The sequence below is a fragment of the Streptomyces sp. NPDC059455 genome, from assembly GCF_042750115.1.
GTDB classification, from domain to species: Bacteria; Actinomycetota; Actinomycetes; order Streptomycetales; family Streptomycetaceae; genus Streptomyces; species Streptomyces endocoffeicus.
Genome location: NZ_JBHYVB010000024.1, coordinates 23,692 through 33,632 on the forward strand (window position 1 = coordinate 23,692; position 9,941 = coordinate 33,632).

Annotated in this window: 10 protein-coding genes, 1 tRNA gene and 2 pseudogenes; 8 read left to right on the forward strand and 5 right to left on the reverse strand. The window is 68.7% G+C overall.

The features are described 5' to 3' along the window. The first annotated feature begins 37 nt into the window (after positions 1–37). The 5 genes from ACFXB5_RS11470 to ACFXB5_RS11490 are packed head-to-tail and all read left to right on the forward strand — an operon-like array spanning position 38 to position 4,016. Positions 38–706, forward strand: coding sequence for a DedA family protein (locus ACFXB5_RS11470; protein WP_236258302.1), 669 nt, complete (start codon positions 38–40; stop codon positions 704–706). Further along, entirely contained in the window at positions 703–1,299 is a 597-nt protein-coding gene (locus tag ACFXB5_RS11475) for a phosphatase PAP2 family protein (RefSeq protein WP_385205510.1), read from the forward strand. Before ACFXB5_RS11470 ends, ACFXB5_RS11475 begins: the two co-directional genes overlap by 4 nt. Continuing rightward, positions 1,296–2,030: a phosphatase PAP2 family protein gene (locus ACFXB5_RS11480; protein WP_385205514.1), complete on the forward strand. Its 735-nt coding sequence runs from the start codon at positions 1,296–1,298 to the stop codon at positions 2,028–2,030. The genes ACFXB5_RS11475 and ACFXB5_RS11480 overlap by 4 nt, the downstream gene beginning before the upstream one ends. Beyond that, positions 1,984–2,646, forward strand: a complete 663-nt coding sequence (locus ACFXB5_RS11485) for a response regulator transcription factor (protein ID WP_385205516.1) — start codon at positions 1,984–1,986, stop codon at positions 2,644–2,646. The genes ACFXB5_RS11480 and ACFXB5_RS11485 overlap by 47 nt, the downstream gene beginning before the upstream one ends. Beyond that, positions 2,643–4,016 (forward strand): sensor histidine kinase, encoded by a 1,374-nt coding sequence (locus tag ACFXB5_RS11490; RefSeq protein WP_385205518.1) that lies wholly within the window; start codon positions 2,643–2,645, stop codon positions 4,014–4,016. The genes ACFXB5_RS11485 and ACFXB5_RS11490 overlap by 4 nt, the downstream gene beginning before the upstream one ends. On the opposite strand, the gene ACFXB5_RS11495 is transcribed toward ACFXB5_RS11490, so the two are convergent. After that, positions 3,997–4,908: a hypothetical protein gene (locus ACFXB5_RS11495; RefSeq protein ID WP_385205521.1), complete on the reverse strand. Its 912-nt coding sequence runs from the start codon at positions 4,906–4,908 to the stop codon at positions 3,997–3,999. The two genes, ACFXB5_RS11490 and ACFXB5_RS11495, sit on opposite strands and share 20 nt — an antisense overlap. A 155-nt stretch (positions 4,909–5,063) precedes the next feature. Continuing rightward, positions 5,064–5,903, reverse strand: a complete 840-nt coding sequence (locus tag ACFXB5_RS11500) for a hypothetical protein (protein WP_385205523.1) — start codon at positions 5,901–5,903, stop codon at positions 5,064–5,066. A gap of 597 nt (positions 5,904–6,500) precedes the next feature. Between ACFXB5_RS11500 and ACFXB5_RS11505 the strand changes: the two genes are divergently transcribed. Continuing rightward, positions 6,501–6,576 (forward strand) — tRNA-Arg (locus ACFXB5_RS11505). Positions 6,577–6,648: 72 nt separating this feature from the next. Here ACFXB5_RS11505 and ACFXB5_RS11510 read toward each other — a convergent pair. From ACFXB5_RS11510 to ACFXB5_RS11520, 3 genes and pseudogenes are all read right to left on the reverse strand, one after another. Next, positions 6,649–7,381 (reverse strand): annotated as a pseudogene (locus ACFXB5_RS11510) (site-specific integrase); the annotation flags it as partial. A gap of 204 nt (positions 7,382–7,585) precedes the next feature. Further along, positions 7,586–7,981 (reverse strand): annotated as a pseudogene (locus ACFXB5_RS11515) (replication initiator); the annotation flags it as partial. A 119-nt stretch (positions 7,982–8,100) separates the two neighbouring features. Next, entirely contained in the window at positions 8,101–8,727 is a 627-nt protein-coding gene (locus ACFXB5_RS11520; RefSeq protein WP_385205525.1) for a TetR/AcrR family transcriptional regulator, read from the reverse strand. Positions 8,728–8,832: 105 nt separating this feature from the next. Here ACFXB5_RS11520 and ACFXB5_RS11525 point away from each other — a divergent pair, with 105 nt between their 5' ends. Next, positions 8,833–9,567, forward strand: coding sequence for an SDR family oxidoreductase (locus tag ACFXB5_RS11525; RefSeq protein ID WP_352271805.1), 735 nt, complete (start codon positions 8,833–8,835; stop codon positions 9,565–9,567). Between the two features lie 67 nt (positions 9,568–9,634). Continuing rightward, the coding region (locus tag ACFXB5_RS11530) for a hypothetical protein (RefSeq protein WP_385205529.1) at positions 9,635–9,941 on the forward strand (307 nt) is incomplete at its 3' end.

The window sequence follows — 9,941 nt, forward strand, 5'->3', positions numbered from 1 at the left end:
ATGCATCCGGTTGTCCGCAGGGAAGGGACTCATGCCGATGACCACACCCGTGGTTCTATCGTCGCAGCTCGCCGTGAACCCGCTCGACGCGCACTCGCTGCTGGCCGCGTTCGGCGTGCTGGGGGTCGGTGCGGTGATGTTCGCTGAGACGGGATTGCTGATCGGCTTCTTCCTGCCGGGCGACTCCCTGTTGTTCACGGCGGGCCTGCTGTGCACGGGCACGGGGGAGCACGGCGTACGGCTGTCCCTGGGCCCTCTGCTGGCCGCCGCGGCGTTCGGCGCGCTGGCGGGTGCGCAGTGCGGTTATCTCATCGGGCGCCGGGCCGGCGGTGCCCTGCTCGCTCGCAGCCGGTCCGCCCGGCTGCACGAGGGGGCGAAGCGGGCGGAGGAGCTGCTGGCGCGGTACGGGCATGCGAAGGCCATCGTTCTGGCGCGATTCGTGCCGGTGGTGCGGACCGTCCTCAATCCGCTGGCAGGGGCGCTGGACGTGCCCGTCCGGGTGTTCACCGTCTGGCAGGTGGTCGGCGGCCTGGTGTGGAGCGTCGGCCTGTCCCTGGCGGGATACGCGCTGGGCTCCGCGATCCCCGGCGTGGACCGCTATCTGTTGCCGCTGGTGGCGCTGATCGTGGTGGTTTCGCTGATTCCGCTCGCCGCCGAGCTGCACCGCAACCGCAGGCAGGCCAGGGCGAAGGAGGCCCGCGGATGACCTTCGCGTTCGGCGGAGCGTCGATCGACGGCTCCGCGTACACGGATGTGGTGGACCTGGCGGGGCGCTCGCCCAGCTGGGTGGACACCGCGGTGGCGGCGTGGTCGGCGTACGGGCTGGCGGTGTTCGCTCTGCTGATGGTCCTGGGCTGGTGGCAGGCCCGGCGGACAGGAGCGGTGACGGCGTTGGCCGCGCCGGTGGCCGTGGTCCTGGCGTACGGCGTGGATGCCGCCCTGAAGCTGGTGGTGCGTGAGGACAGGCCGTGCCGGAACCTGCGCGTGAGGACTCTGGAGGCGTGTCCGGCGCCGGGTGACTGGTCCTTCCCCAGCAATCACTCGGCGATCGCGGCGGCGACCGCCGTGGCGCTGGTGTTCGTCTCACGTCGCCTGGGAGCGGTCGCGGCCGTTGCCGCGCTCGCCATGGCGGCCTCCCGGGCCTGGGTCGGCGTGCACTACCCGCACGACGTCGCGGTCGGCGTGCTCGTGGGCGTGCTCGTGGCCTCCGCTGCGATGATCCTGTTGCGGCGGTGGGCGCGGACACTTGCCCGTCACCTGAGCGCCACTGTGCTGCGTCCGCTCCTGGCTGCCCCGTGAACCGCAGGGACGCCGCAGGGCTGGCGGGCAGTGCGGGCCTCGGCGCCTGGACGGTGCTGGGAGTGCTGACCATGGTGGTCGTGGGCGGCGGTGGCGCTCCGCTGTGGCTGGACGACGGCCTTCTCTCGTGGTCCGTCGCCCACCGACCCGATGTGGCGATGGCCCTGGCACGCGGGCTGACGGCCACCGGAACCGGTGTCATCCCGTACGTCCTCGCCGTGCTGGCCGGCGTCATGATGGTGCGGACGGCGCGGCGCAGGCTGCTCGCCGCCGCACTCTGCACGGCCTGCCTCGGTGCGGGACAGGCGCTTCGGTTCGGCGTGATGGAGCTCATCCACCGGGCCCGGCCGCCGCGGGATGATTGGGCCACGCACGCGAGCGGCTGGGCGTTCCCGTCGGGGCACACCACCACGGCCGCACTGACCGCCGGGCTGCTGATCGTGGCGCTGAGCCTGCGCGCCCCGCGCGGCGGGACGGCGCTTGGCGTCGCCGTCGGCTGCTGGGGCCTGCTGGTCGGACTCACCCGCGCCTACCTCGGGGTGCACTGGTTCACCGACGTCGTCGGCGGCTGGCTGTTCGCCGTCGGCTGGCTCGGAGTGTGCCTGTGTGCCGCGGCCCGCTGGCTGCCCGCATCCTTCCTCAGCGACTCGACCCACCCGGCCGCACGGACGGCGGAGGAGGACCATGCGCCCCAGAATCCTGGTCGTCGAGGACGATCACGCCCTGCGTGACGTCTTGCGCCGCGGCCTGTACGACGAGGACTTCGATCCCGTTCCCGCCGCCGACGGCGCCACCGCCCTGCGGCTGGCCACGGCGAACGTGGCGGCAGCCGTGCTGGACATCGGCCTGCCCGACGCGGATGGACGGGATGTGTGCCAGGCCCTCCGCGCGAACGGGTTCCTCGCCCCAGTGATCTTCCTGACCGCTCGGCACCACATCACCGACCGGCTGTCCGGGTTCTCCGCGGGGGGCGACGACTACCTGCCGAAGCCGTTCCACCTCGCCGAACTCGCCGCCAGACTGCGAGCCGCGCTCAAGCGGTCCTCTCCGTGTTCCCCGGCCGCAGTCGGAGACCTGACGCTGGACGCGGTCCGGCACAGCGTGACCGTTCGCGATACCCTCGTTGCCCTGTCCCCGACAGAGTTCCGACTGCTGGCCGCGCTCGTCGCCGCAAGCGGAGATCTCGTGCGCCGTCGCGACCTGGTCAGGGCCGGCTGGCCCGAGGGCGCGCAGGTCAGCGACAACACCCTCGACCAGTACCTGACCCGGCTGCGCCGCAAGCTGCGCGAAGTCGGCAGCGCTCTGACCATCGGCACGGCACGCGGGATCGGCCACCGGCTGTCATGAGGTCTTTCCCGGGCCACCTGGCTCCACGCACGCTGCGGGGCCGGCTCTCGCTCATCGCGCTGACCACCGCCGCACTGCTGATGACGGTCCTGACCGTGGTGTTCAACACCATGGTCGACCGACACCTGCGGCACCAGGCGGACGACGAGCTGCGGATCCGTGCGGACGCGGTGGCCACGACCGTCGACACCAGCGGTTCGCGGGTGCGCGTGCTGGAGACCGCCAACGACCAGTTCCTCGACGCCAACGTCTGGATCTACGCCGGCACCCACCTGCTCGAACAGCCGGCCCCCATCGCGGCCGACAGCCCGCTGACCCGGGCCGCCGCGCGGCTCGCCGCACAGGGCAGCCGTGCCTGCGCGACCGTCCACGCTGACCGTCCCCGCTCCGTCCGCCTGTGCTCCCGGCCCGTATCCGGCCGTCACGCCGCCATGGTGGTCACGGCCTTGGACCTCACTCCGTACCGGAACTCGGCCGACACCCTGCTGCTGGGATCGCTCGTCCTGGACGGCGTGATGCTGATCTGCACCTACGCGCTGACCCGCCTCTCGGTGGGCCGGGCACTGCGCCCCGTGCGGGCCATGACCGAGCAGGCCACCCAACGGAGCGCGGTGGCCGCCGTGGACCGCTTCGGCGTCGAGAAGCGCCCGGCCGAACTCGCAGCCCTGGGCAGCTCCCTTGACGCACTGCTGGACCGCATACGCGCGGTGCTGCGTCACGAGCAGCATCTGACCGGAGAGTTGTCCCACGAACTGCGCACCCCGCTCAGCCGGATCATCATGGAACTCGACTGGTGGCGGGGACGCCCCCGCTCCGCCGAGGAGACCCGTGCCAGTCACCAGGTGATAGCCGAGGCCACCCAATCCATGCTCACGATCTGCGACACGTTGCTGAACGACGCCCGCGAAAATGCGCGGAACCCTTCAGCGGTCCCAGGTACGACCGATGTCGTCCCCGTCCTGCACCGTCTCGCCCAGCAGCTCGACGCACCGCATCAGGTGAAGGCCACAGTGAAGGCGGCCTGTCCACAGCTGGAGGCAGGCGTCACGCCGGCTCTGCTCGAACGCATCGTCAACCCGCTGCTCACCAACGCCGTCCGATACGCCCACTCGCGCGTGACCGTGTCCGCGCACCGCAGGCCCGGCTCTGTCCTGATCGACGTCGTCGACGACGGGCCCGGTGTACCGGAGGCGTTCGCCGACGAGCTGTTCCAGCCGGGTCGACGCGCCGACGCCACGGACGGGCACGACGGCGCGGGACTGGGGCTGCCGCTCGCGCGGCGCCTGGCCCGCGCCGTCGGCGGCGAGGTGTCCTACGATCCCGGGCACGCGCCAGGGGCCCGGTTCACGGTCACCCTGCCTGCCGGGTGAGGGGCTGCTCCTGCTCGGAGAGCGTCACCGCGTTCTTCTTCTCCTGCACGTGGGCGTAGGCCATCAGGACGAACAGGACGGCCAGCAGGACGGCCGAGGAGCCGGCGGTGCCGAGGTTCAGGCCACCCTTGGCGACCGGCTTGGTGAGGAAGTCACCGGCGGTGGCGCCGAGCGGGCGGGTGAGGACGAAGGCGATCCAGAACAGCAGCACGTTCGGCACCATCGGCACCTTCATCAGCGCGAGGAGGACGGCGAGTGCCCCGGAGACGAGGAGAGCGCCGCCCAGGTAGCCGAGGCCGGAACTGTCGGACAGAAAGTCGCCCATGGAGGTGCCGAGGGTGTTGGAGACCAGGATCGCCGACCAGAACAGGGCCTCGCCGCGGAACGTGACGATGTCGCGGATCTGGAAGGTCATTCCGGATACCTTCCAGACCGCGAAGATGACCAGCAGGATCGAGATCAGGATCGCCGCGCCGGTCGGGTAGCCCAGACCCAGACCCTGTGGGCCCCAGCCGAGCGAGGTGGCGCCGTTCGACAAGAACTTGGCGCTGGCATCACGGTTCATGAAGTCGGACATCGTGGTGCCGGCCATGCTGGTCGACAAGATCACGGTCCAGTAGAAGAACGGGTTGTAGTGCCGCGATCGAAGCTGGACGACCAGAGTCACCACGAAGATCAAGAACAGGGCGATCGTGGTGAGGAAGTAACCCAGCTTCAGCGTCTGTGCGAACAGGTCACCGGCCGTCTCACCCAGTGTTGTCGCAGCGATCTTCATGACCCAGAAGGCCAGGGTGACCTCCGGCAGCTTCTTCATCACCGTCTTGGTTCTGCTCGCCGCGGACTGGTGCGTGCTCGCGACGTCGAGGTCGGTGAGGAGTTCGGGGTTCTCCAAGGTCGGACACTCCTTGTCGAGTGGGGGTACGACGACAGGGCGCTCGCCCCCAGTGGGGTGGGCGCCCTGCTGCCTCGGCCGACCGCGGGCGGCGGGCGAGGCATGCGACCCTGCCAGATGCCTCCTGAACGCATCCTGAACGCCTTTTGCACTGGTCAGGCCGCTTGACGTGCCACGCCCTCCGGCTCGGCGACGTCCTTGCGGGTCACCGTCAGGTACACCACCAGGCCGAGAATGACCGCCAGGAAGAGCACGCTGGTGACGACGGTGCCAAGACCAAGACCGCCAGCCGCGTTCGGCTGGGAGAGGTAGTCGCCGATCGAGGCGCCGAGGGGGCGGGTGAGAATGTAGGCGATCCAGAAGCTCCACACCGCGTCCAGGCCCAGTGCGAAGTGCGCGACCGCCACCGCCGCGATGACGAGGGCGAACAGGACCGCGGAGAGCCAGTAGCCGAGGTTCATGCCCTCGGAGGCCAGGTCGCCGGCCGCCGTACCGAGGGCGAAGGTGAACAGCACCGCCAGCCAGTAGAACGACTCGCGGCTCGTGGTGTCGATGCTGTGGATGGACAGGGTGCGCTCGCGCCGGTACCAGACCACGAACACGACCGCGAGGACGAGCGCGAACACCGTGGTGCTCGTCTCCAGCGGGACGCCCATGTTGTCGGTGAGGTTGTCGCTGATCAGGGTGCCGACCACGCTGATCAGGGCGACGGCCAGCCAGTACACACCCGCGCGATAGGAGGTCGTACGGAACTGGACGACGAGCACGGCCGCCAGCAGCACGCTCATCAGCACCGACACGCCGGTCAGGCCCAGCCCGGCCTTCTCGTTGAGCAGGTCGGCAGCGGTCTCGCCGACCGTGGTGCAGAGCACCTTGATGATCCAGAAGTAGGCGGTGACCTCGGGCACCTTGTTCCAGCGCAGACGATGTCCGTGCCGGGCGGGCGTGGTGCCGCCCGGTGCGGCTTGGGGAGTCTCAGACAGTTCATACGTCATGAGGCCCGACCGTGCCATCGGCTATCTGAAAACATCCTGAACTGCGCGAGGCGGTCAACCCCGTCCCCGCCTGTCACCCGGCCACGACGAGCCCATGCATTGCTGCCCCGGCTCCCTGCACATAGTGGCGTTCTACCCCGCGCCCCGGCCTCGTGACGGAAAGGGCCGCCGTGTCCGATCCGACTGCCTCCCGCCCGCTGGCCGACCCCGCTCTCGTATTGGGCAGGCCCTGCCAATGACGTCACTCTCCCGTAGTAGCTGCCGTCGGCTTGCCGGTACTTGCAAGCAAGTCCTCATCGCCACAGAACGAACAAATCGCCGCCGCGCACAGCAGAGCCCGTCACCGTCGGCACCTCACCAACAATGCTCATCCCACGCGAAACTGCACATCAACCGGCTTCCCAAGGGAATCACAACAGCGGGGGCGAACCGCAGCGAGCGCATCCGCTACCCTGTGGGGGGTCAGTCGGGATCTCCGCCGCGCCCTGTTGCCAGGACCCCTTGGTAATCAGCACGCGGACCGTCTGAACTGCGGGTTTGTCCAGCCAAGACGAAGATCATTCACTGGATTTTCGACAAGGTTTCCCACAAGCCCCGGCCTCCGTAGCTCAGGGGATAGAGCACCGCTCTCCTAAAGCGGGTGTCGGCAGTTCGAATCTGCCCGGGGGCACCATGCCTGACCAGGCCGAACGCCCCCGCGATCTTGGATCGTAGGGGCGTTGACGGCAGAGGTTGACGGCAGTTTCTACCTACGGGGCCTGAGCAGCCGGTCCATGTGGCCCATCGCCTCACGCCGACTGTCGTCGTTCACGTGCGTATACGTGCGTATAGACGTTCATCATGACCGCGATCTGCGAGTGCCCCAGGATCTCCATCACGACGCGCGGAGGGATCCCAGCCGCGAAGAGCAACAAGGCGCAGAGATGCCGGGTGTCGTGCAGACGCACTCGTGGCAGTCCGGCGGCCTCGGCGGTGCGGCCGAAGGAACGGTACAGGTTTCGAGGCTCTCAGCTCCTTGCCGCCGCGCTGGAGCTGAGACCGCACGGTCAGCGTGCGCCGATCGAGATCCACGTCCCGCCAGTGCAAGCCCAGGATTTCCCCACGGCGAAGCCCGAGCGCGACCGCGAGAACGAATGCCGTGTTGCGGCTGATCAGTTCCTCACGGCAGGCCGCCGTCAAAGCTGACCTGAGCACGCGGTGCGATTCCTTCGCGGCCGAGGCTTGCGCCGTGACAGCGGCGACCATCCGTCGTACGTTCGCGGTGCTATGCGACTCCAGTCGACGTGTGCCCAGCGGTGGGACGAGGTGAAGGCGTGAACGAGTTCCTGACGCTTCTCGTCGCACTCCTCCCAGGTCGCGCCGTAGAGCGTCTTGCGCTTGCGGGTGCCGTCAGGCTGTGGGACGTACACGCGGGCTTCGTAGCGGCCGTCCTTGCGCTGCCAGACGCTTCCAGCGCCGTTGGGGGTTCCTCTTCCGGGATGCCATCAGGCCGCGTTCTCCTCGATCTGCTTCTGAATGAAGGCGCGCGGGCTGTCAGGTGACAAGCGCCGTGCGCGCCCGACGGTGAAGCTGGGCAACTGGTGGGTCCGTATGAGCTCGTAGACCTTGCTCCGGCTCAAGCGGCAGGGCGGTCATGACCTCGGGGGCTGTGAGGGCTACGTGTGTCGTTGGCAGGCCCGTTCTCACAGCCAGGGGTCTCCTTCTGCCTTGTGGCGGTTGGCGTGGTCGCGGGTTTGGGCGATGTCGTGGCGGACCTGGGCGGCGATGAGTTCGCCGGGGCTGTAGCCGGAGGCCAGGTAGTGCCAGTGGGAGAGGACGAGGGTGGTTTCCTCGGCCAGCTCGGGCTGGTCGTCCGCGGTGCGGGCTTGTTCGGTGCGCCAGGTGCGGCGGTTGTCGCGGAGTGCGCCGAGGGTGGTGGAGTAGCGACGGGATTTGCTGGAGAAGTGGCCTCGGAAGCCGAGCATGTGAGCCCGGAAGCCGTCGGGGCCCGTCTGGTAGCCGCGGCCGGTGCAGTGGGGGCAGCGCAGGGAGCGGTCTACCGTGCCGGAGTCCTCAGCACTCTTTGTGGCTGGGCTTGCTTCGCTTTGACGGGGACCGCAGCCGGACCGAACCTGATCTCGGTGAGGTCACATCATCGCGGGACGAAGCGTTACACCCTTACGTCGGTCGGGTGGCCCGAGGGAGTCGCACCCTCGGGCTACCCGGCCGTTGCATCTTCGCTTCCCCGGTCCCGGTCTGTCGCGGGGAGGGCGTTGTCGATGAGGACGGCGGCGATGGCGGCGGCGGCGGGGAAGGCTTCGGCGTTGAGGACTCGGGTGCGGGCCGAGGCGCCATCGAGGAGCAGCGCCAGTTGTTCGCCGAGCTGTTCGGGGTTGGTGGCGCCGGCTTCGCGGGCCGTTTCGGCGAGCCGCGCGGCGATGGCGAGCTTGTAGTCGCGTGCGTATTGGGACGCGGGGTGTTGGGGGTCGTGGATTTCGACGGTCGCCGCGATGTAGGGGCACAGGGGCGTGAGCTCCTCTGGGCCGGATGTGGGGACCTCGAAGGCGGCGAGGAGTCGTTCGCGGGGCGTGAGGTCGGTGCGGTCGAACACTCCGGCCATGATGTCGGGATCGAATCGGCGCAGGTATTCGGCGACCAGGTCGTCCTTGCCGGTGAAGTGCTGGTAGGCCGTGCGCTTCGAGACCTGGGCCACTGCGCAGAGTTGGTCCATGCCGGTGCGGTTGATGCCCTGAGCGCGGAACAGTTGCTGTGATGCGCTGAGGATGCGCTCGCGCGCACCCCTGCCGCGGCGCCGGCCTTGGGGGCCCTTCTCCAGCTTCGTCATGACTCCATCATAGCCCAGTGCGGTACCGATCGGTGTACATAGCTTGCACTCCCGCTCGTCGCCGGATACGTTTAAGTACACAGCTCGGTGTACAAAGGAGTAATCGTGGGAAAGCTCGATGGCAAGGTAGCGGTGATCACGGGCGGGTCGACCGGCATGGCGCTGGCCGGCGCGAAGCTGTTTGTCGAGGAAGGGGCTCATGTCTTCATCACGGGCCGGCGGCAGGAAGCGCTGGATGACGCCGTCAAGGTGATCGGCCGGAACGTGACCGCCGTGCAGGGTGATGCGGCCGACCTGGACGACCTGGACCGTTTGTACGAGACGGTCAGGCGGGATAAGGGCTCGATCGACGTGCTGTGGGCGAGTGCCGGCATGGGTGAGCAGGGCAAGCTCGGCGAGATCACCGAGGAGCAGTTCCATCGCGCGTTCTGGCTGAACGCGCGCGGCACGCTGTTCACGGTGCAAAAGGCGCTGCCGCTGCTCAACGACGGTGGCTCGATCTTCATGACCGGGTCCAACGCTTCGCTCAGGGGCTTCCCCGGGTGGAGTGTGTATGCGGGGAGCAAGGCCGTACAGCAGGCCTGGGCCCGTGTGTGGCTGAACGAGCTGAGGGACAGGCGGATCCGGGTGAACGTGCTGACCCCCGGCCAGGTCGCCACGGCCAAGCAGGAGGAGTTGTTCGACGAGGAGACGAAGCGGCAGTTCGAGTCCCTGATCCCGCGGGGCAAGATGGGCCGCCCCGAGGAGATCGCGACGGTCGCGCTGTTCCTCGCCTCGGACGACTCAAGCTATGTGAACGGGCTGGAACTGACCACCGACGGCGGCACCACGGTGATCTGAACGGACACACCGCTATGTACGGGCATGCCCGAAGCACAGCGGTGCGGACAAAGATGCCCTCACCCGTTTGCTCGCCGAGAACGTGGTGCTGAACCGCCCGCTCGGCGACGAGCCACTCATCGGCCGCGAGGCCGTCGTGGAAGCCATACAGACCGTCCACAGGCCGGCGGCCGACCTCGCTTACAGGGAGGTCCTCAGCGGCGAGACCCACCACGCCGCATTCTTCCGGCCGCAGATCGAAGACACCGTGGTCAACGGAATGGATTACGCCCTGCTCGACGCGGACGGCCTCCTTGGAAGAGGTCATCGAGGGGCAGGCTCACGCATCCCGACCTGCCGGCGGAATATCAGCCGGGGGTCCGACTGGATGCCGG

What these genes read in the sequence shown, in the direction of transcription:
- ACFXB5_RS11490 (WP_385205518.1), top strand. Translation starts at nt 2,643, where the DNA reads ATGAGGTCTTTCCCGGGCCACCTGGCTCCACGCACGCTGCGGGGCCGG.
- ACFXB5_RS11485 (WP_385205516.1), top strand. Translation starts at nt 1,984, where the DNA reads ATGCGCCCCAGAATCCTGGTCGTCGAGGACGATCACGCCCTGCGTGAC.
- ACFXB5_RS11520 (WP_385205525.1), bottom strand. Translation starts at nt 8,727, where the DNA reads ATGACGAAGCTGGAGAAGGGCCCCCAAGGCCGGCGCCGCGGCAGGGGT.
- ACFXB5_RS11470 (WP_236258302.1), top strand. Translation starts at nt 38, where the DNA reads ATGACCACACCCGTGGTTCTATCGTCGCAGCTCGCCGTGAACCCGCTC.
- ACFXB5_RS11500 (WP_385205523.1), bottom strand. Translation starts at nt 5,903, where the DNA reads ATGACGTATGAACTGTCTGAGACTCCCCAAGCCGCACCGGGCGGCACC.
- ACFXB5_RS11475 (WP_385205510.1), top strand. Translation starts at nt 703, where the DNA reads ATGACCTTCGCGTTCGGCGGAGCGTCGATCGACGGCTCCGCGTACACG.